Origin of the sequence: Cellulomonas sp. (assembly GCF_035634735.1) — a bacterium.
In the GTDB taxonomy this organism is placed as follows: Bacteria; Actinomycetota; Actinomycetes; order Actinomycetales; family Cellulomonadaceae; genus Cellulomonas.
In genome coordinates this window covers 1-19,417 of the sequence record NZ_DASQCJ010000154.1, presented here as the reverse complement: position 1 = coordinate 19,417, position 19,417 = coordinate 1, and the positions used below count along the sequence as shown (strand labels likewise).

Annotated in this window: 17 protein-coding genes; 8 read left to right on the top strand and 9 right to left on the bottom strand. The window is 76.9% G+C overall.

The window, feature by feature from the left end; genetic code table 11:
* On the bottom strand, window positions 1-2,186 hold a 2,186-nt coding region (locus VER05_RS13295), incomplete at its 3' end, for a glycoside hydrolase family 31 protein (protein WP_324845818.1).
* 54 nt (window positions 2,187-2,240) lie between these two features.
* Between VER05_RS13295 and VER05_RS13290 the strand changes: the two genes are divergently transcribed.
* On the top strand, window positions 2,241-3,287 hold the full coding sequence (locus VER05_RS13290) for a LacI family DNA-binding transcriptional regulator (protein ID WP_324845817.1): 1,047 nt from the start codon (window positions 2,241-2,243) through the stop codon (window positions 3,285-3,287).
* Between the two features lie 99 nt (window positions 3,288-3,386).
* On the opposite strand, the gene VER05_RS13285 is transcribed toward VER05_RS13290, so the two are convergent.
* Window positions 3,387-3,737, bottom strand: a complete 351-nt coding sequence (locus VER05_RS13285; RefSeq protein ID WP_324845816.1) for a hypothetical protein — start codon at window positions 3,735-3,737, stop codon at window positions 3,387-3,389.
* A gap of 102 nt (window positions 3,738-3,839) precedes the next feature.
* Here VER05_RS13285 and VER05_RS13280 point away from each other — a divergent pair, with 102 nt between their 5' ends.
* Window positions 3,840-4,337: a hypothetical protein gene (locus VER05_RS13280; RefSeq protein ID WP_324845815.1), complete on the top strand. Its 498-nt coding sequence runs from the start codon at window positions 3,840-3,842 to the stop codon at window positions 4,335-4,337.
* A 55-nt stretch (window positions 4,338-4,392) separates the two neighbouring features.
* Here the strand turns inward: VER05_RS13280 and VER05_RS13275 are convergent, their stop codons facing one another.
* The gene (locus tag VER05_RS13275) at window positions 4,393-5,052 is read right to left on the bottom strand and encodes a LuxR C-terminal-related transcriptional regulator (RefSeq protein ID WP_166942131.1); all 660 of its coding nucleotides are present in this window, start codon (window positions 5,050-5,052) and stop codon (window positions 4,393-4,395) included.
* On the bottom strand, window positions 5,049-6,335 hold the full coding sequence (locus VER05_RS13270; protein WP_324845814.1) for a PspC domain-containing protein: 1,287 nt from the start codon (window positions 6,333-6,335) through the stop codon (window positions 5,049-5,051). The genes VER05_RS13275 and VER05_RS13270 overlap by 4 nt, the downstream gene beginning before the upstream one ends.
* A 136-nt stretch (window positions 6,336-6,471) precedes the next feature.
* Here VER05_RS13270 and VER05_RS13265 point away from each other — a divergent pair, with 136 nt between their 5' ends.
* The 3 genes from VER05_RS13265 (at window position 6,472) to VER05_RS13255 (ending at window position 10,128) form a co-directional block, all read left to right on the top strand.
* The gene (locus VER05_RS13265; protein ID WP_324845813.1) at window positions 6,472-8,040 is read left to right on the top strand and encodes a PspC domain-containing protein; all 1,569 of its coding nucleotides are present in this window, start codon (window positions 6,472-6,474) and stop codon (window positions 8,038-8,040) included.
* On the top strand, window positions 8,040-8,984 hold the full coding sequence (locus VER05_RS13260; RefSeq protein ID WP_324845812.1) for a hypothetical protein: 945 nt from the start codon (window positions 8,040-8,042) through the stop codon (window positions 8,982-8,984). Before VER05_RS13265 ends, VER05_RS13260 begins: the two co-directional genes overlap by 1 nt.
* A gap of 199 nt (window positions 8,985-9,183) precedes the next feature.
* On the top strand, window positions 9,184-10,128 hold the full coding sequence (locus VER05_RS13255; protein ID WP_324845811.1) for a type IV toxin-antitoxin system AbiEi family antitoxin domain-containing protein: 945 nt from the start codon (window positions 9,184-9,186) through the stop codon (window positions 10,126-10,128).
* Window positions 10,129-10,360: 232 nt separating this feature from the next.
* Here VER05_RS13255 and VER05_RS13250 read toward each other — a convergent pair whose 3' ends face one another.
* The 3 genes from VER05_RS13250 to VER05_RS13240 all read right to left on the bottom strand — a co-directional run bounded on the left by VER05_RS13250 (window position 10,361) and on the right by VER05_RS13240 (window position 13,281).
* Entirely contained in the window at window positions 10,361-10,864 is a 504-nt protein-coding gene (locus VER05_RS13250; RefSeq protein WP_324845810.1) for an aromatic ring-opening dioxygenase LigA, read from the bottom strand.
* 310 nt (window positions 10,865-11,174) lie between these two features.
* The gene (guaA, locus tag VER05_RS13245) at window positions 11,175-12,776 is read right to left on the bottom strand and encodes a glutamine-hydrolyzing GMP synthase (RefSeq protein WP_324845809.1); all 1,602 of its coding nucleotides are present in this window, start codon (window positions 12,774-12,776) and stop codon (window positions 11,175-11,177) included.
* Window positions 12,777-12,861: 85 nt separating this feature from the next.
* Window positions 12,862-13,281 (bottom strand): MerR family transcriptional regulator, encoded by a 420-nt coding sequence (locus tag VER05_RS13240; protein ID WP_308161096.1) that lies wholly within the window; start codon window positions 13,279-13,281, stop codon window positions 12,862-12,864.
* Between the two features lie 231 nt (window positions 13,282-13,512).
* Here VER05_RS13240 and VER05_RS13235 point away from each other — a divergent pair, with 231 nt between their 5' ends.
* Entirely contained in the window at window positions 13,513-14,646 is a 1,134-nt protein-coding gene (locus VER05_RS13235) for an acyltransferase (RefSeq protein ID WP_324845808.1), read from the top strand.
* A 13-nt stretch (window positions 14,647-14,659) separates the two neighbouring features.
* Here VER05_RS13235 and VER05_RS13230 read toward each other — a convergent pair whose 3' ends face one another.
* Window positions 14,660-15,067, bottom strand: coding sequence for a DUF3817 domain-containing protein (locus VER05_RS13230; protein WP_324845807.1), 408 nt, complete (start codon window positions 15,065-15,067; stop codon window positions 14,660-14,662).
* Between the two features lie 138 nt (window positions 15,068-15,205).
* Here VER05_RS13230 and VER05_RS13225 point away from each other — a divergent pair, with 138 nt between their 5' ends.
* Together VER05_RS13225 and VER05_RS13220 are read left to right on the top strand one after the other, a co-directional pair.
* On the top strand, window positions 15,206-17,152 hold the full coding sequence (locus VER05_RS13225) for an ABC transporter ATP-binding protein (protein WP_324845806.1): 1,947 nt from the start codon (window positions 15,206-15,208) through the stop codon (window positions 17,150-17,152).
* Entirely contained in the window at window positions 17,133-18,866 is a 1,734-nt protein-coding gene (locus VER05_RS13220) for an ABC transporter ATP-binding protein (protein ID WP_324845805.1), read from the top strand. Before VER05_RS13225 ends, VER05_RS13220 begins: the two co-directional genes overlap by 20 nt.
* A 71-nt stretch (window positions 18,867-18,937) precedes the next feature.
* On the opposite strand, the gene VER05_RS13215 is transcribed toward VER05_RS13220, so the two are convergent.
* Window positions 18,938-19,417: SURF1 family cytochrome oxidase biogenesis protein (locus VER05_RS13215; protein WP_324845804.1), on the bottom strand; the 480-nt coding region annotated here is incomplete at its 5' end.

Below are 19,417 nucleotides of genomic sequence, written 5' to 3'. Positions count from 1 at the left end.
GCGCCGGCGGGCACGCCGCGCACGTCCACGCGCAGCCGGCCGTCGGCGGCCACGGCGGCCTCGGCGGGGACGGGCGCCCCGTCGACGCTCGCCCGCACGGCCCCGGCCGCGGCCTCCGTCGCCCCCGCCGTCACCAGCGTCAGCGTCCAGTCCCGCGTCGCCGGCACGCAGCTCGCCGCGCCCTCGACCGGCCCGACCGTCAGCGTCCCCGTGTCGTCCGCCCACGCGAGCGCGGTCCGGGCGATCCCCGCCGGGTCGGTGCCGTCGCCGGCGCCGTCGTCCTCGACCAGCGTGAACGCGCCGTCCGCGCCCGGGACCACCAGCAGCTCCAGGTGCCCCGGGTTCACCGGGTCGTTGCCCGGCACCTCGGCGCCGTCGAGCGGGACGACCCCGCCCGGGCGCGCCAGCACGGGGATCGAGTCGAGCGTCCGGTGCAGGTCGAGCAGCCGGTCGCCGTCGTAGACCGCGCCCGTCAGCACGTCGACCCAGGTGCCCGGGGGCAGCCAGGCCCGCACGACGGACGCCCGGGTGACCGGGTCGGCCGGCGCGGTCGCCGGCGCCACCAGCAGCTCGGAGCCGAACAGGAACTGCTGCGGGGCGTCGTACGCCTCCTCGCGGCCGGGCCACACGTGGTACAGCGGCCGGACCAGCGGCTCCGACTCCGCGGCGGCCCGGTGGTTCATCGTGTGCAGGTACGGCACGAGCCGGTGCCGCAGCCGGAGGAACGCCGTCTGCACCTGGCGGGCGTGCGGCCCGAACGACCACGGCTCCTTGCTGGTGAACGGGTTGTCCGACGAGTGCAGCCGCAGGATCGGCGAGAACGTGCCGAGCTGCACCCAGCGGGTGGCCAGCTCCTCGTCGCGGACGCCGAAGTAGTGCCCGCCGATGTCGTGCGACCACCAGCCGTAGCCGATGTTCGCCGCCGTCGCCGTGAACTCCGGCTGGAACGCGAGCGAGTCCCAGGTGATGACGGTGTCGCCCGAGAACCCGACGGGGTACCGGTGGCTGCCCGGGCCGGCGTACCGGGAGAACGTCAGGCCCCGGCGGTCGTCCCGGGCGCTGTCGAGGTAGTGGAAGTGGTTGAGCATCCACAGCGGGTCGATCCCCGCGACGCGCGAGTGCGCGCCCTGCTGCCAGTCGACCCACCAGAAGTCGACGCCGTCCCGCTCCAGCCCGCGGTGCAGCACCGAGAAGTACGCCGCGAGGAACTCCCGGTCCGTCACGTCGAACGCGATCGGGTCGCCGTCCGGCTCCCGGCCGAGCGCGGCGCACATCGCGGCGTACGCGTCCTCGTGCGCGCGGACGCCGTCGGCCGGGTGCACGTTCAGCGTGACCCGCAGGCCGCGGTCGTGCAGCCAGGCCAGCAGCGCGGGCGGGTCGGGGAACAGGTCGCGGTTCCACGTGTACCCGGTCCAGCCCGAGCCGAGCGCCGGGTCGACCTCCGTGACGTGCCAGTCCATGTCGAGCACCGACACCGACAGCGGGATGCGCTCGGCGGCGAACCGCTCGACGACCTCGCGGTAGCCCTCGGCGGTGTACCGGTGGAACCGGCTCCACCACGTGCCGAGCGCCCACCGCGGCAGCACGGGCACCGGCCCGGACACCGCGTGGAAGGCGCGCAGCGCCTCGGCGTGGTCGTGCGCGTAGCCGAACACGTAGAGGTCCTGCCGGGAGCCGTCGCGCGGGGCGACCCAGCCGTCCGGCTCGAACACCATCGACCGCGAGTCGTCGAGCACCGCGTAGCCCTGCCGGGAGACGACGCCGCCCTCCAGCGGCACCCGGCCGTCGGCCTCGTCGAGCGTGCGCGCGGTGCCGCCGAGCCCCTCGGCGGGCTGGCCGTACCGCCACGTCGAGTGGTAGGCGCTGACGCCGCCGCTCACCTCCACCGACAGCCCCGCGGTGCTGAACGGGCCCCGGTCGTAGACCAGGCGCAGCCGGGACGTGACGACCTCGACGACGTGCCCGCGGTCGACCACCCGGAACTCGGGGACGGGCAGCGCGCGGTGCCGGGCGAACGTGCTCGGGCGGTCCTCGAACCGGCCGTCCTCGGCGTACTCCAGCCGCATGAGGCCGTCGGCGAGGACGGTGACGCGCCACCGGTCGCCCCGGACGACCGCGCGCGGGTCCGCGGCGCCGTCCGGGGTGGGGCCGGTGGCGAGGGTCAGGGCGTCTTCGGTGCCGCTCATGCCGTCCTGTTTAACGCTAAAGTGGCGCGCACGTCAACGCCGATCGGAGGGCCCGTGGAGCAGGTCACGCTCAAGGACGTCGCGCGCGCCGTCGGCGTCAGCGTGATGACCGTGTCCAACGTGGTCAACGGGCGGCTGGACCGGGTCTCCCCCGCGACCGCCGCGCGCGTCGAGCGCGCCGTCGCCGACCTCGGCTACGTGCCCAGCGCCGCGGCGCGCACGCTCGTCGCGCGGCGCAGCGGGCTGGTCGGCCTGCTGCTGCCGGGGCGGCCCGACGGCGTGAGCCTGCTCGGCAGCCCGCACGACGTCGCGGTCACCGGGGCGCTCGAGGCGGCGCTGCGCGGCCGGGACCACCACCTCATGCTGCGCGGGGTCGGCGACGCCCGGGACGTGCGGGACTCCGTGCGCCGGTGGGGGCTCGACGGGGTGGTCCTCATGGGCTTCACCGACGCCGCGCTCGCCGGGCTGGACCTGCCGCCGACGCTCGCGGCCGTGCTGGTGGACGCCGACGGCGGGGCCGTGGGCGCGGGCGGCCGGGCGCGGCACGCGCGCGTGCGGTCCGACGACCGGGCCGGCGGGCGGCTGGCGGGCGCGCACCTGACCGGGCTGGGGCACGCGGGGCTGGTGCTGGCCGGGCCGGTCGACGGGGCGAGCCGGGTCGTCGCCGAGCGGCTCGCCGGGTTCCGGGCCGCCGCGGCGGACGCCGGGCTGCCCGCGGGCGCGGTGCGGACGGCGCACGCGCGGACGACCTACGACGAGGGCGTCGCGCTCGGCGGGCGCCTGGCGGCCGACGTACGCGCCGGGGACGTGACCGCGGTGTTCGCGACGGCGGACGTGCTGGCGGCGGGCATCGTCCGCGGGCTCACCGACGCCGGGCTCCGGGTGCCGGCCGACGTGTCGGTGCTCGGCTACGACGACGCGGACCTCGCCCGGCAGGTCACGCCCCGGCTGTCGACGGTCGCGCAGGACACGGCGGGCAAGGGCCGGCTGGCCGCCGAGCTGCTGCTCGGGCTGGTCGCCGGCGACGACGCGGCCCCGCGGTCCGCGTCGGTGCCGGTCGCGCTGGTGGCGCGGGAGTCGACGGGGCCGGCGCCGGGCTGACGACGCCGAGCGCGGTCGATCGCGCCGAGCGCGGCCGTCCGAGCGACCGCGCTCGGCGGGAGCCACCGCGCTCGGCGCGCGGCGGTCGACGCGGGGCGGTCAGCGCCAGAGGACCGCGACCGCCACGTTGACCACGGTCAGGCCCAGCGTCGCGCCGACCAGGCCGCGGGTGACCCGCTCGGGCTTGCGGGTGCCGTACCAGACCAGCCCGGTCACGACGAGCGCGACCAGGAGCTTCACGCCGATCTTGGCGTTGTCCGGCGGCTCGAGCCCGCCCACCTCGGCGGACCGCAGCCCGACCATGACGATCCCCGTGACCAGCGCCGTCAGCGCGCCGTGCAGCGCGCCCTTCGGGAACGCCGGCTGCCGGAGCGTGACCAGGCACCCGCCCAGCACAATCGCCCAGCCGACCAGGTGGAGCACGACCAGCAGGCCGTAGACGACGTCCATCGGAACTTCCCTCGCTCGGTGCCCGGTGCGTGCAAGGATCCCCTGCGCGGCCTCGCCGGCCGCGCACCGCTGTGCCCGACGACCCCGAACCTTGAGGATGTCATGACCACCCCCGAGCACCCGAACCCCGGCGAGTCGTCCCCCGGCACGTCGCAGCCGACGCCCGGCGGGTACCCCGCGCCCGCCGCGCCCGCGCCCGGCGCCGCGTATCCCGCGCCCGGCGGGTACCCGCAGCCGGGCACCCCGGGCGCCGGCTACCCCGACCCCGCCGCGCTCCCCGGCCCGTACCCCGTGGCGCCGCAGCCGGCGCCCTCCCCGACGCTCGCGATCGTCGGCCTGGTCACGGCCCTGATCCCGTGCACGGCCCTGATCGGCCTCGTCATCAGCATCGTCGTCCTGGTGCGAGGCCGCCGCGGCGGCGTCCCGGGCCGCGGCCTCGCCGTCGCCGGCGTGATCGTCGGCGCGCTGTGGCTGGTGGCCGGGGTCGTCGCGCTGGCGCTGGGCGCGTTCGGCGTCGCCTCGCTGGTCGAGACCTGCGCGGACCTCGGGAACGGCGTGCACTACGTCGACGGCGTCCGCTACGAGTGCAACATCGGCTGACGCCCCGCCGCCCTGACGCCCCGCCGCCTCGCGCGGACGCGGCGGCGCGCCCGGCTCAGAGCAGCCGGCGCGCCGCCGCCCACCGGGTCAGCTCGTGCCGCGAGGACAGCTGCAGCTTGCGCAGCACCGCGGACACGTGCGTCTCGACGGTCTTGATCGAGATGAACAGCTCCCCCGCGACCTCGCGGTAGGAGTACCCGCGCGCGATCAGCCGCATGACCTCGCGCTCCCGCGCCGACAGCCGGTCGAGCTCGTCGTCGCCGGTCGCCACGTCGCCCGCGGCCGCGCCGAACGCGTCCAGCACGAACCCCGCGAGCCGCGGCGAGAACACCGCGTCGCCGCCGGCCACCCGGAGGACCGCGTCGCACAGGTCCGGGCCGGAGATGGCCTTGGTGACGTAGCCGCGCGCGCCGGCGCGGATCACCGCGACCACGTCCTCGGCGGCATCGGACACCGACAGCGCGAGGAACCGGGTCCCGCCCAGCAGGTCGGTGCAGGCGCGGATCACCTCGGCCCCGCCGCCGCCGTCGCCCCCGGGCAGGTGCACGTCGAGCAGCACCACCGGCGGCTGCGTGGCGCGGACGACCTGGATCGCCTCGTCGACCGTGGCGGCCTCGCCGACGACGTGCACCCGGTCGTCGAGGGACGCCTTGACGCCCGCACGGAACATCAGGTGGTCGTCGACCAGCACCACGTCGACCGGAGCGTCGTTCATCCCTGCATCGTCCTCTCGTCCTCCGCCGCGGCGCGCTCGCGCACCAGGGGCATCCGCAGCCGCACCTCGGTGCCGCCGCCGTCCTTGCACACCACCGACGCCGTCCCGCCCCGGCGGCGCACCCGCCCCAGGATGGACTCCCGCACGCCGAACCGGTCGTCCGGCACGGCGTCGGGGTCGAAGCCGTCCCCGCGGTCGCGCACGAACACCTCGACCTCGTCCGGGCCGGCCTCCAGGTAGAGCGACACCGGCGGGCGCCCGTGCCGCACCGCGTTCAGCAGCGCCTCGCGGGTCGCCTGCAGCAGCGCGTCGGTGCTCGCGTCGGGCTCGGTGTCCCCGACGACGACGGTCTCGATCGTGACCGCCTCGCCGTCCGGTCCGGTGCGGGTGTCCTCGATCTCCGCGACGATCGCCGCCAGCACCGCCGCCACCGAGGTGCCGGGCGCCGGGCGGTCGTCGTACAGCCACGCGCGCAGCTCGCGCTCCTGGGCGCGCGCCATCCGGGCGACCTCCGTCGGGTCGTCGGCGCGCGCGCGGATCAGGGCCAGGGTCTGCAGCACGGAGTCGTGCAGGTGGGCCGCGATGTCGGCGCGCTCGGACTCGCGGGCGCGGGCGGCCCGCTCGTCGCCGAGCTCGCGGACCAGCCGGAGCCACCAGGGCGCCAGCACCAGCGCGACGCCGCCGAGCACCGCGACCGCGGCGACCGTCGACTGCACCAGGGTGCCCGGGGTCGCCTCCTGGCCGACCAGCAGCAGCACGCCGACGCCCGCGATCACCAGGCCGCCGACCAGCCGCAGCACGCTCACCGGGCCGCGGCTGCCGCCCCGGCGCTCGCGCTGCACCGCGTCGAGCTGGCTCCACGCGAGCGCGGCCCCCGCGACCAGCAGCAGCACCGGCACCACCCAGTTGCCGACGACGTCCGTGCCCGCGCGGGCGAGCAGCATCGCCGCCGCGCCCGCCAGCAGCGCCACCCCGACGGCGATCTCCGTCCACGGCAGCCGGCGCAGCCGCTGCACGGTGTCGTGCTCGAGCGGGCGGTGCAGCCGGGACAGCTCGGCCGGCCGGCCCGCTCCCGCGGCGACGGCGGGGTCGCCCACCGGGATCGTCACCCACCAGAAGACGTACAGGGCCACGCCGACGCCGCCCACGGGGGTGAGCAGCGCGAACAGCACGCGCACCAGGCGCGCGGACACGCCGAGGTGCAGCGCGAGGCCGGCCGCGACGCCGCCGACGACGCGGCCGCGCTCCGGGCGCCGCAGCGGCAGGCGGGACGGGGACTCCATGCCCTGATCGTCACACGTCCCGGACCCCGCGGGCGCCCCTCGGGGCCCAGGATCAGGGACCCCCGGGGCACATTCAGGGGCGGGTCAGGGGGGTACCCGATGCCGCCGGCGGTCCTCGCCGCGTCAGGATCGAGCCATGACGAACGACAGCGCCGACCGCGGGTCGGGCACCGTGCCGCCGAGCGGCCCCGGCGCCCCCGGCCCCGTGCCTCCTCCCGCACCCCCGTCCGACGGCCACGGCACCGCCGGCTTCTTCCAGGCCATCCGCCGGGCCGGCATCTACCGCTCCCAGGACCGCTGGGTCGGCGGCGTCTCGGGCGGGCTCGCCGCCCGGTTCGGCATCGACCCGCTGCTCGCCCGCGGCCTCGTCGGGGTGACCCTGCTCATGGGCTTCGGGTTCGTGCTCTACGGCCTGGCCTGGGCGCTGCTGCCCGAGCAGTCCGACGGCCGGATCCACCTCGAGGAGACCATCCGCGGGAACTTCGACGTCGCCCTGCTCGGCGCGATCGCCCTGGTCGTCGTCGGGTTCAGTGCCGGCGACTGGTGGTTCAGCTGGGGCCCGTTCCGGTCCGGCTGGTTCAGCGGCTTCGCGTGGTTCGCGGCGGTGGTCGCCGGGATCGTCATCCTCGTCAGCGCGCTGCGGCGCGGCCGGGACGGCCGGCCGCCGACCGCCTCGTGGCAGCCCCCGTACCCGGAAGGACAGCGTCCGATGACCAGCCCCAGCAGCCCGTCGGCACCGCCGGCGGACGCCGCCCCGCGGCCCGCCGCCCCCTACGCCGGCGCCCCCGTGCCCGCGGCCGCTGGCCCCGCCGGCGCGAGCGCCTCCGCCCCGGCGCCGGGCGGCGCCCCGTACGGCGCCGGTTCCGCCGGGTCGCCCTACGGCGCCGCCGGGTCGCCCTCCGGCGCGCAGCCGTACGGCTCGGCCCCCGCGGGCTCCGGCGCCCGGCGCCACCAGGGTCCGCCCAACCCGCCGGCTCCCCCGAGCCGCGGCTGGACCCCGCCGCCCCCGGCCCCGCCGACGCCCCCGCGCCCGCCTCGCCCGCCGCGCCGCGGCCCCGGCGCCGCCGTCACCGGCGTCGTGGTCGCCCTCATCCTGCTCGGCCTGGCCGGCCTGCTCGCCGCCGAGCGCGCGGGGGTCTACGACGGCCCGATCGCGGCCGTGCTCGTCGGCGGCGGCCTGGCGCTCGTCGGCCTGGCGATCATCGTCAGCGGCCTCCGCGGTCGCACCGCCGGCGGACTCACCGCCCTCGCGATCGTCGGCATGGTCGTCGCGGGTCCCGCCGCGCTCGCCGACGACGCCCGCTGGGGCGACTGGGACCGCTGGGACAACGGCAACGGCCCCGTGCAGAGCATCGACACCGTCGTGACCTCCCGGGCCGTGGCCGAGCGGGGCTACTCGTTCGGCGTCGGCGACGCCCGGGTCGACCTCACGGGCGTCCCGCTGACCGACGAGACCCTGGTCGTCCCGATCAGCGGCGGCCTGGGCGACGTGACCGTCGTCGTGCCGGAGGGCGCCGCGGTCGTCGCGGACGTCAGCTCCGGCGCCGGCAACGTCACGTGGAAGGTCGACGGCAAGAACGACCGCAGCGACGGCGTGGGCCACGACCGCACCTTCACCAGCGAGGCCGTGACGGACCGCGCGGACGCCGAGATCGAGCTCGACATCGAGGTCGGCGTCGGCAGCATCACCATCGAGGAGGACTGATGACCAGCACCGGCCCCGAGGCCCCCCGCCCCGACGGCGCGGACGAGCCCGTCACCGAGCGCATCGAGCGCGCGGACGCCGCCACCGCCCCGATCTCCAGCGCTCGCCGGGACGACGCGACCGAGCAGCTCGACCGGGTCGACGCCGCGGCGGACGCCGAGGCAGCGGACGACGCGACCCAGCAGCCGGACGCGGTGGACGACACGGCGATGATCCAGACGGGCGACGCCACCGAGCGGATCGACACCGTCGGCGACACCGCGGTGATCGAGACCAGCGGCGCGACCGAGCGGATCGACGCCGCGGACGACACGGCGGTCATCGAGACCAGCGGCGCCACCCGGCGGATCGACGCCGCGGACGACACCGCGGTGATCGAGACGGGCGGCGCCACCCGGCGGATCGACGCCGTGGGCGACACCGCGGTCATCGAGACCGTCGGCGGGACCGGGACGGCCGCCGCCGGCGACGCCCCGGCGACCGCCGCCGTGACCGCCGCGCCCCCGGTGCGGGAGTCGTCCTGGTCGGCGACGCCGTCCGACCCGACGACCGGCCCGTCCCCGTACGGCTCGCCGGCCCCGGGCACCCCGGCGTACGGCCGGCCCGCGTCCGGCTCGCCCTCGTACGGGTCGGCCGCCGCCGGCTCGCCCGGGTACGGCTCGCCCGCGTACGGATCCCCGGCGTACGGCACCCCGGCGCCGACCCCGGCCGCCCCGGTCCCCGCACCGGAGCCCGAGGACCGCGGCCCGCGGGCGGGCACCGTGGTCTGGGGCCTGATCGTCGCGGCCGTCGGCATCCTCGTGCTCGCCGTCGCGGCGGGCGTCCGGATCGACCTCCAGCTCGCGCTCATCGTGCTGCTGGGCGCGGCGGGCGTCGCCCTGCTGGTCGGCTCGGTCCTGACGGCCGGCCGCCGCAAGCGCCGCGAGCAGCGCGCCGCGCGCTGACCCCCGCCCGCGCCCGCGACCGCCCATCAAACGCGTCGAGTGCCTATCAGTCCGATAGGCACTCGACGCGTTTGGTGTGCACTCGACGACGCACCGGTCCCGACAGGGCTCGCCGCGGGCTCGGGGAGGTCGACGGCTCAGCCGCACGCGGGCTGTGGACGACGGCCGCGGCGCGCCCGTCGTCCGGCAGGGTGGACGCATGGAGAGCACGGGCGCCGGACTCCGGGCGCCGGCGGCCGGGGCGCCGGTGACCGCGGACGACGCGTGGGCCAGCGGCCTCGCCGGCGAGGACCTGCGCCGCGCCGCTCGCGCCGGCTCCTGGGTTCGGGTCCGGCACGGCGCGTACGTGGCCGCCTCGTCCTGGGCGTCCGCAGACGGCGCCGAGCAGCACCGGCTCCGGGTGCACGCAGCAGCCCGTCGGATGTCGGCTCCCGTGTTCAGCCACGAGTCCGCCGCGGCGGTGTGGCGGCTCCCGCTGCTCGGGGGATGGCCCTCGGACCTGCACCTGGTCCGTCCCGCGACCCGGGGCGCCCCCTCGACGCGCGGAGTGGTGCGGCACCGGGTCGCCACGCTCCCGGACACCCGGGTGGTGGAGGGCGTCACCGTCACGACGGTCGCCCAGACCGTCGTAGACCTCGCAAGGACCGGATCCTTCGCCCGCGGGCTCGTCCTGGCCGACGACGCCCTCCGTCGGCACTCGGTCGACCGCGACGACCTCGCCGGGCTGGTCACGGCTGCGGGCCGAGGACGGGGCGTCCGCGCGGCGCGCCGGGTCGTGGCGGAGGCGAACCCGGCGGCTGAGTCGCCCGGGGAGTCACTGAGCCGCGCCCGGATGATCGAGCTCGGTCTCCCCCGGCCGGCGCTGCAGCGCGAGGTCCGCGACGGCCGCGGGCTCGTCGGCCGGGTCGACTTCCTCTGGGAAGGGCTCGGCGTCGTCGGCGAGTTCGACGGCCGCCTCAAGTACCGGGCGGGTGCGGTCGACGACCGCACGGCCCCTGAGGACCGGGTCTGGGCCGAGAAGCGCCGCGAGGACCGGATCCGCGCCACCGGACTCCGCGTCGTGCGATGGACGTGGGGCGACGCGCTCGACGCGCAACGCCTCGCTCGCGTCCTGGCGTCCGCCGGCATCCGCCCCGACGCCTGACGGGTCGACGCCGCGCCGGCCCAGCACCGCCCAAGACCCGCCTCGAGCGCCTACCAGGCACGTCGACTGCCTATCCGCGGGATAGGCAGTCGACGTGTCGGATAGGCACTCGCGGGCGGCGCCCGCCGGGCCGCGCGGGCTGCGCGCGCCGCGCGGGCCCCGCCCGACCGGCACGGCGGAGGGCCGGGACCCCCTCGGGGTCCCGGCCCTCCGCCGTGCGGTGCGCGGGGTGTCAGGCCCGCACGTGCTCGTCGACGCCCGGCGCGGTGCCGGCGGGGCGGGTGGCGTCCGTGGCCGCCACGGCCTTGCGGCCGGCGAGGCCGAACAGCGCCCAGCCGATCAGGATGAACATGACGCCGAGGCCCATGACCAGGGCGGCGACGCCGAACGCCACGACCGAGGTGAACAGCGAGGCCCGCAGGAAGGACGCGTTCATCGCCACGTCGCGCAGCGGGTCGTCCTGCTCGAGCTCGGCGTAGGTCTTCCCGCCGGTCGCCTCGAGGGCGTGGTGCTGGATGATGTCGGCCTGGGCGAACGCGGTCCACGGGCTCGTGACCGGCTGGCCGCCGAACGCGGCCGCGTCGTCCGAGACGGTGATGTTCTCCTCGGCGAGGTGGCTCGAGACGGAGCCCCAGGTGACGCCGCCGGCGATGATGAGGACGATGCCCGCGATCGCCGTGATGATGCCGATGACGCGAGCAGCCTTCGAGCCGCCCGTCGCTGCCACGGTTGCCATGGTCTTTCCTTCCGCTACCCCCGGTGCGGGCCGACCGTCGGTCGACCCGGTGGAACCTGTGCGCCCCACGTGGAAGAGCCTGTCTCCCCCGTCGGCCGCGCCGTGGGACCAAGGTCACGAGTCAGCGGCGATCCGGCCTTGTGAAGCGGCGCACAAAGGCCGGATTTCCGCTGGTCGGGCCTTAGGTCCCCCCTCAGACCCGTCGCCAGCCTAGGACATAGGTCCTGGTCGCGGGCCCACCCGCGCCGAGTGAGCCGGGACGCACGACGGCCCGGCACCCCCGCGGGGTACCGGGCCGTGGCGCGTCAGCTCACTCCCACTCGATGGTGCCCGGCGGCTTGCTCGTGACGTCGAGCACCACGCGGTTGACCTCCGGCACCTCGTTGGTGATGCGGGTGGAGATCGTCGCCAGCACGTCGTACGGCAGGCGGGTCCAGTCGGCGGTCATGGCGTCCTCGGAGGACACGGGGCGCAGCACGACGGGGTGGCCGTAGGTGCGGCCGTCGCCCTGCACGCCCACGGAGCGCACGTCCGCGAGCAGCACGACCGGGCACTGCCAGATGTCGCGGTCCAGCCCGGCGCGGGTCAGCTCCTCGCGGGCGATGACGTCCGCGGCGCGGAGCACGTCGAGCCGCTCGGCCGTGACCTCGCCGATGATCCGGATGCCCAGGCCGGGGCCCGGGAACGGCTGGCGCCAGACGATCGCCTCCGGCACGCCCAGCTCGAGGCCGACGGCGCGGACCTCGTCCTTGAACAGCGCGCGCAGCGGCTCGACCAGCTCGAACTGCAGGTCGTCCGGCAGGCCGCCCACGTTGTGGTGGCTCTTGATGTTGGCCGCGCCCTCGCCGCCGCCCGACTCGACGACGTCCGGGTACAGGGTGCCCTGGACGAGGAACTTGACCTCGTCGCCGTGCGCGCCGGCCTCCTCGACGACCTCGCGGGCCGCGTCCTCGAACACGCGGATGAACTCACGGCCGATGATCTTGCGCTTGGTCTCGGGGTCGGTGTGGCCCGCGAGCGCGGTGAGGAACCGCTCGCGCGCGTCGACGACCTTGAGGTTGACGCCGGTCGAGGCGACGAAGTCCTGCTCGACCTGCTCAGCCTCGCCGGTGCGCAGCAGGCCGTGGTCGACGAACACGCAGGTGAGCTTCTCGCCGACGGCCTTCTGCACGAGCGCGGCCGCGACGGAGGAGTCGACGCCGCCGGACAGGCCGCAGATGACGCGGGCGCTGCCGACCTGGGCGCGGATCCGCTCGACCTGGTCGGCGATGACGTTGCCCGGGTTCCAGTCGGGCGCGAGCCCGGCGCCCTCGTAGAGGAAGTGCTCGAGGGTGCGCTGGCCGAGCGGCGAGTGCTTGACCTCGGGGTGCCACTGCACGCCGAACAGCCGGCGGGCGCGGTCCTCGAACGCGGCGACCGGCGAGCCGGCCGAGGTCGCGAGCACCTCGAAGCCCTCGGGCGCGGCGTGCACCGCGTCGCCGTGGCTCATCCACACGGTCTGCTGCTCGGGGCTGTCGGCGAGGACGGTGCCGGTCGCGACGACCTCGACGGGGGTGCCGCCGTACTCGCGGTTGCCGGTCTGCGCGACGTCGCCGCCGAGGGCCTTGGCCATCGCCTGGAAGCCGTAGCAGATGCCGAGCACCGGGACGCCGGCCTCGAACAGGGCCGGGTCGACGAACGGGGCGCCCTCGGCGTACACCGAGGACGGGCCGCCGGACAGGATGATCGCCGACGGGTCCTTGGCCAGCATGTCCTGCACCGAGGCCGTGTGCGGCACGATCTCGGAGTAGACGCTCGCCTCGCGCACGCGGCGCGCGATCAGCTGCGCGTACTGCGCGCCGAAGTCGACGACGAGGACGGGGCGGGGCGAGTCGGTGGGCGGCGGCGCGGGCGTGTCGGGAGCGTCGGTCACCCCACCAGGGTAGTGCGCCCCGCCGACAGCCCGGGACGCCCCGGGCGACCCCGGCGACGCCCGGGCGACCCCGCGGGGTGCGGCCTCAGGAGCCCGAGCGCTCGCCGATCCGGCGCTGCCGGCTGATCTCCTTGCGGAGGCTCTCGTGGAAGTCCTCGGCGACGGCGAGCTGCTCGCGCAGCGCCCGGGACCGCTCCTCGGCGGCCAGCCGGTACATCCGCAGGCGCTCGAGCAGGGCCTCGTGCTCCTCGGCGGCGATGCCCGGCTCGTTGATCCGGTCGAGCACGCCGAGCAGGTCGCCCATCTCGTCGAGGGAGAAGTCGAGCGGCTTCATGCGCTTGATCAGCTCCAGCCGTGCGATGTCGGGCTCGGTGTAGAGGCGGAAGCCGCCGTGCGTGCGGGCCGAGGGCCGGACCAGGCCGACCTCCCCGTAGTACCGGATGGTCCGCAGCGACAGGCCGGTGCGCTCGGCGACCTCGCCGATCTGCATGTGGTGCAGGCTCACGGCCACCTCCTTCCGCACCGGGCGGCGACAGCATAGCCACGCGGGGTCGGCGCGACCTGGACCGACGCCCCCGCGCCCGCGCGGCCGGGCCCCGGCGGGCCGCGGGCCGCGGCCGCGCGACCCTCCTGTCACGTGAGCGTCGGGTCGCCGTGTGAAGATCCGGTGCCGGTCGTCCCCCGCATGGCGCAGCGCCCTTCTCAAACCTCGCAAAGCGGACATACCTTCCGTTACGTGAGGGATGACCACCCGGCCGCCGCGCCGACGACCGCGCCCGGCCCCGGCCTGCCCGGCACCGGGCTCGCGTCGCCCGTGCCCGCCTCCCCCGCGCCCGGCGCCCCGGCGCGGCCCGCGCGGCTGCCCGGCCTCGACGCGCTCCGCGGCCTCGCCGTCGGCCTGGTGCTGCTCAACCACGCGGCCCCCGACCGGTTCGGCGCCGCCGGCGTCCTCGGCGTGACGGTGTTCTTCGCGCTGTCGGGCTGGCTCATCACGGGCGTGCTCATGCGGGACCTCGACCGGGGCGGGCGGATCCGGTTCGGCCGGTTCTACGGCCACCGGCTGCTCCGGCTGTACCCGCCGCTGCTCCTCATGCTCGCCGGCTACGTCGTGGTCGAGGGCGTGTTCGACCTGCTCGGCCAGGCGGACCTCGTGCCGGAGACGCTCGTCGCCGCGCTCACCTACACGATCAACATCCCGGGCCTGCCGCACGGCAGCGAGTCGGTCTACCACTTCTGGACCCTGGCGGCGGAGGAGCAGTTCTACCTGGTCTGGCCCCTGGTGCTCGCCTGGGCCTGGCGCCGGGGCTGGCTCCGCGCGACGACCGGGGTGGCCGTGGCCGCCGCCCTCGCCGCCTGCATGGTGACGCTGCTCCTCGTGGTGCCGGACGTCGCCCGCGTCTACGCCCTGCCGACCTCGTGGGGCGCGGCGCTGCTCATCGGCTGCGCCGGCTACCTCGGGCGCACGGCGCTGGCCGCGCGGCTCCCGCAGACGGCGCGGGTGCGGCGGGCGCTGCAGGCCGGGATCGTCGCCGCCCTCCTCGGCGGCACGCTGCTCACCGGCCTGGCCGGGCACACCGCCTGGTACCTGCTGGGCGTCCCGGCCGTCGCCGTCGGCACCGTCGTCCTGATCAGCTACGTCGGGGGCTGGCGCGCGCTGCCGACCCGCTGGCTGCGGCCCGCCGTCGCCCTCGGCACCGTGTCGTACGCGGCGTACCTGTGGAACGGCGCGATCGTGCGCTGGCTCGGCCACCCCGACGACCTCGGCGGGACGGCGCTGGGCGTCGCGCTCACCCTGCTGGCGGCCACGGCGAGCTGGTGGCTGGTCGAGCGCCCGGTGGCCCGGTGGCGGGCGCGCCGCGCGACCGCCTGACCCCGACGGGCGGTCAGCCCAGGCGGGCCTGCGCGTCGGCGTGCACGCGGCGCTCGAGGATGAACGACATCACCGGCACGACGCCCGCGAGCGCCATCGTGACGAGCCGGCCGAGGGACCAGCGCATCGCCGACCACAGCTGCACGACGGTGAACAGGTACACGACGTAGATCCAGCCGTGCACGATCGCGATCCAGGTGCCCAGCACCGGCAGCGGCGCGCCCGTCGCCGGGTCGACCCCGTTCGCGTGGAACACGTACTTGAGCACCATCTCGAGGCACAGCACCAGCAGCATCGTGCCGGTGACGAACGCCATCACGCGGTAGCGCGTCAGCCGCCCGGCGGCGGCCGGGTGCGCGGGGGCCGGTCGCGCCGCGGGGGCGGCGGGGGCGGGCGTGGGCTGGCCGGTGGGCTCGGTCATCGCTGCGGGGTCCTCTCGGGCGGGGGCGGGACGCTCCGACGATTCTCGCGCACCCGGCGAGCACCGTGACCGCGCGGCGGCGTCCGGCAGGGAAAACGCCTGTCGCTGTGTCGGGGGTCACCCGTAGCGTTGACCGACGTGCGACCCCTCCCCCTGCCCGACCCCGGCCGACCGCCGCTGACCGGCCCCTGGCGCCTCATGCTCTGGCAGGGCCGCCGGCAGCTCGGCGTGCTCGCGGGCGCCACCGCCGTCGCGGTCGTCGGCAACGTGGCCGCCGCGCTGCTCCCGTGGCAGCTCGGCCGCGTCGTCGACGACGGCCTGGACGACGGCCTGAGCACCGCCCTGTGGCTCGGCTGCCTCGGCGTCTTCGCGCTCGGCATGGTGCAGGTCGGGACGAACGTGTGGGGCCACCGGCTCGACGTCGAGAACTGGCTGCGCGCCGCGTTCGCGTCCTCGCAGCAGGTCGGCCACCACGTCACCCGGACCGGCGACGCCGTCACCGACGAGCTGCCGACCGGCGAGGTCGTCGCGACCGTCGCCTCCGACGCGCTCCGGATGGGCGAGGTCTACGCGATCCTGCCCCGGCTCGTCGGCGGCATCGCGGCGTACCTGGTGCTCGGCGCGGTGCTGCTCAGCACCTCGGTGCCGCTCGGCCTGCTCGTGCTGCTGGGGCTGCCGGTCGTCGTCGCGGCGCTGTCCCTGCTGGTGCGGCCGCTGCAGCGGCGGCAGTCGGAGCAGCGCGAGGCGACCGGCCGGCTGACCACGCTGGGCGCGGACACCGTGTCCGGCCTGCGCATCCTGCGCGGCATCGGCGGCGAGGACGTGTTCTCCGGCCGGTACCGGGCCCAGTCGCAGCAGGTGCGCGCCGCGGGCGTGCGGGTCTCGCAGACCCAGTCGCTGCTCGACGCGCTGCAGACCCTGCTGCCCGGCCTGTTCCTCGCGGTGGTCGTGTGGGCCGGCGCGCGGCTCGCGATCAGCGGGGAGATCACGCCGGGCCAGCTCGTGGCGTTCTACGGCTTCGCCGCGTTCCTCACCCAGCCGCTGTGGACCGCGAGCGAGGCGATCCGCGTGGTCACCCGCGCGGTGGTCGGCGCCCGCAAGATCATCCGCGTGCTGTCCGTGCGCGAGGCGGGCTCCGACGACCCGGCCACCCCGGCGCCGTCGCCCGCCGCCGGCGAGCCGCTGGTCGACGAGGGCAGCGGGCTGGTCGTGCGGCCGGGCCGCACCACCGCGCTGGTGAGCGCCGACCCGGACGAGACCGCGCGGATCGGGCTGCGGCTGGGCCGGCTCGGCCCGGCGCGGCACGGGGGCGCGGACGACGAGGACGACGCGGGCACAGCCGAGGACGGCCGCCGCGGCGCCCCGCGCCGCGCCGACGGACAGGACGGCACGCTCGTCCCACCGACCGGCGCGGCCGACGACGCCGGCCTGTCCCGCGTCCGCTGGGGCCGCTCCCTGCTGACCGAGCTCGGCCTCGCCGAGGTCCGGGACCGCGTCGTCGTCGCCGAGTCCACCCCGCACCTGTTCACCGGCCTGCTGGCCGACGAGCTCGACGTGCGCGGCGGGGCCGACCGGGACGCCCTGCTCGAGGCCATGCGGGTCGCCGACGCGGCCGACGTGCTCGACTCGGTGCCCGGCGGCCTGGACGGCGAGGTCGAGGAGAAGGGCCGCTCGCTGTCGGGCGGCCAGCGGCAGCGCGTCGCCCTCGCCCGCGCCCTGCTCACCGGCGCGGAGGTGCTGGTGCTGATCGAGCCGACCAGCGCGGTCGACGCCCACACCGAGGCGCGGATCGCCCGCCGGCTCGCCGACGCCCGGCGGGGCGCGACCACGGTCGTGGTCACCGCCAGCCCGCTCGTGCTCGACGTCGTCGACGAGGTGGCGCTGGTCGCCGGCGGGCGGGTCGTCGCGACCGGCACGCACCGCGACCTGGTGACGGCCCGGGACGCGACCGGGGCGGCCTACCGCGCGGTGGTGTCCCGCGCCGAGGACGAGCCCGCCGCCCCGACCCCCACCACCGCCGCCACCACCCCGACCACCACCGCCACGACCGACGAGGAGGACCGCCGTGAAGCTGCCCGTCGCTGACGCCCCCGCGCTGCGCCGGCACACCGCCGCGCTGCTCCGCCGGCACCGCCGCGGACTGGGCGTCGTCGTGCTGCTGCACGTGCTCGCCGCCACCGCCGGGCTGGCCGGCCCCTGGCTGCTCGGCCGGCTGGTCGACGCCGTGGTCGCCGGGACCACCACGTCGGTCGTCGACCGCACGGTCCTGGTGCTGGTCGTCGCCGTGCTCGCCCAGACCGTGCTCATCCGGTACGCACAGCGCGCCGCGATGGTGCTCGGCGAGTCCGTGTTCGCCGAGCTCCGCGAGGAGTTCGTCGCCACGGTGACCCGGCTGCCGCTGTCCACGGTCGAGCGCGCCGGCACCGGCGACCTGGTCGCGCGCACCACCACCGACATCGACCGCGTCCAGTACACGGTCCGGTTCGGCGTGCCCCGCCTGCTGGTCACGGCCGCGACCATCGTGCTGACCCTGGTCGCCGCGTTCGCCACGAACGCGCTGGTCGCGATCGGCCTGCTCGCCGGCGTCCCGCTGCTGCTGGCCGTCACCCGGTGGTACCTGCGCCGGGCGGCGCCCGCCTACCTGCGCGAGTCCGCCGCCTACGCGACGCTGAACGGCACGATCACCGAGTCCGTGGAGGGCGCGCGGACCGTCGACGCCCTGGGCCTCGGCGCGCGCCGCCGCGCGCGGGTGGACGGCGACCTGCGCGAGGCGTTCGCCGCCGAGAGCGCCACGCTGAACCTGCGCTCGGTGCTGTTCCCCGGCGTCGACACCTCGTTCGTGCTGCCGGTGGTCGCGGTGCTCGCCTGGGGCGCGTACCTCATCTCGACCGGGCACGCGACGATCGGCGCCGTCACGACCATCGCGCTCTACGCGACGCAGATCATCCACCCGATCGGCGAGCTGATCTTCTGGCTCGACGAGATCCAGGTGGGCGCGACGTCGCTCGCCCGGATCCTCGGCGTCGCCGACGTCGCCCCCGACCGCACCGCGCGCGCGGCCCGGCCCACGGGCCCCGACGTCACGGCGCGGGAGGTCCGGTACGCCTACCGCGAGGGCCACGACGTGCTGCACGGCATCGACCTGGACCTGCGGCCAGGGGAGCGGCTGGCGGTCGTCGGGCCGTCGGGCGCGGGCAAGTCGACGCTCGGCCGGATGCTCGCCGGCATCCACCCGCCCACGGGCGGCTCGGTCACCGTCGGCGAGGTCCCGCTGGTCGACCTGCCGCTCGACGAGCTCCGCGGCCAGGTCGCCCTGGTCACCCAGGAGCACCACGTCTTCGTCGGCCCGCTCGCGGACAACCTGCGGCTCGCCGACCCGGACGCCGACGACGCCGCGCTCGAGCGGGCGCTGCGCGCGGTGGACGCCTGGGACTGGGTGCGCGCGCTGCCCGAGGGCCTCGCGGCGCCCGTCGGCTCGGGCGGCACCGCGCTGACCCCCGCGCAGGCGCAGCAGATCGCGCTCGCGCGGCTGGTGCTGCTCGACCCGCACACGCTCGTGCTCGACGAGGCGACGTCGCTGCTCGACCCGCGCGCCGCCCGGCACCTCGAGCGGTCGCTGTCCGCGGTGCTGCACGGCCGCACGGTCGTCGCGATCGCGCACCGGCTGCACACCGCGCACGACGCGGACCGGGTGGCCGTGGTCGACGCGGGCCGGATCAGCGAGATCGGGCCGCACGACGAGCTGGTCGCCGCGGGCGGGGACTACGCCTCGCTCTGGCACTCCTGGCAGCGGGAGTAGCGGGGGCCGGCGCGGGCGAGCGGGGGCGACGGGCCCCGCGGTCGGTCAGGTGGCCGGCGTCCGGCGGCCGGTCAGGTGGCCGCCGTCCGGCGGTCGGGCGCCCGGTCGCCGGCCGGCGCCCCGTCCCCCGGCGTCCCCGCCGCCCGGTCGTCGTCGGCCGCCGGCTCCGACCCCGGCTCCGGGTCGAACGCCCCCGACAGCCGCAGCACCTCGTCCTTGAGCAGCCGCACCCACAGGAACACCGCGAACCCGCCGAACACGAACCACTGCGCCGCGTACCCGAGGTTCTGGATGTTGAGCCCGGTCCCGGACCGCGTCGGCGGCGGCAGCAGCTCGATCGTCACGTCCTGGGCCGGCTGCGAGCTGGTCAGCACGGCGTAGCCGGTCCAGATCGGCCCGCCCCAGACGCCGAGCAGCTCGGCGGACGAGATCGAGTCGGTGGTCCCCGCGGCCTGCGCGCCGTGGTCGGCGCCGGAGTCCTCGGACGCCTGCAGGTACCCCGTCACCGTCACCGTCCCGGCCGGCACCTCGAGCCCGGGCGCGTCGGGGTC

Excerpts from the sequence above, each read along its gene's own strand:
- VER05_RS13285 (WP_324845816.1), bottom strand. The coding sequence starts at position 3,737 with ATGGACGTCGTCTACGGCCTGCTGGTCGTGCTCCACCTGGTCGGCTGG.
- VER05_RS13280 (WP_324845815.1), top strand. The coding sequence starts at position 3,840 with ATGACCACCCCCGAGCACCCGAACCCCGGCGAGTCGTCCCCCGGCACG.
- VER05_RS13275 (WP_166942131.1), bottom strand. The coding sequence starts at position 5,052 with ATGAACGACGCTCCGGTCGACGTGGTGCTGGTCGACGACCACCTGATG.
- VER05_RS13270 (WP_324845814.1), bottom strand. The coding sequence starts at position 6,335 with ATGGAGTCCCCGTCCCGCCTGCCGCTGCGGCGCCCGGAGCGCGGCCGC.
- VER05_RS13265 (WP_324845813.1), top strand. The coding sequence starts at position 6,472 with ATGACGAACGACAGCGCCGACCGCGGGTCGGGCACCGTGCCGCCGAGC.
- VER05_RS13260 (WP_324845812.1), top strand. The coding sequence starts at position 8,040 with ATGACCAGCACCGGCCCCGAGGCCCCCCGCCCCGACGGCGCGGACGAG.
- VER05_RS13255 (WP_324845811.1), top strand. The coding sequence starts at position 9,184 with ATGGAGAGCACGGGCGCCGGACTCCGGGCGCCGGCGGCCGGGGCGCCG.
- VER05_RS13250 (WP_324845810.1), bottom strand. The coding sequence starts at position 10,864 with ATGGCAACCGTGGCAGCGACGGGCGGCTCGAAGGCTGCTCGCGTCATC.
- VER05_RS13230 (WP_324845807.1), bottom strand. The coding sequence starts at position 15,067 with ATGACCGAGCCCACCGGCCAGCCCACGCCCGCCCCCGCCGCCCCCGCG.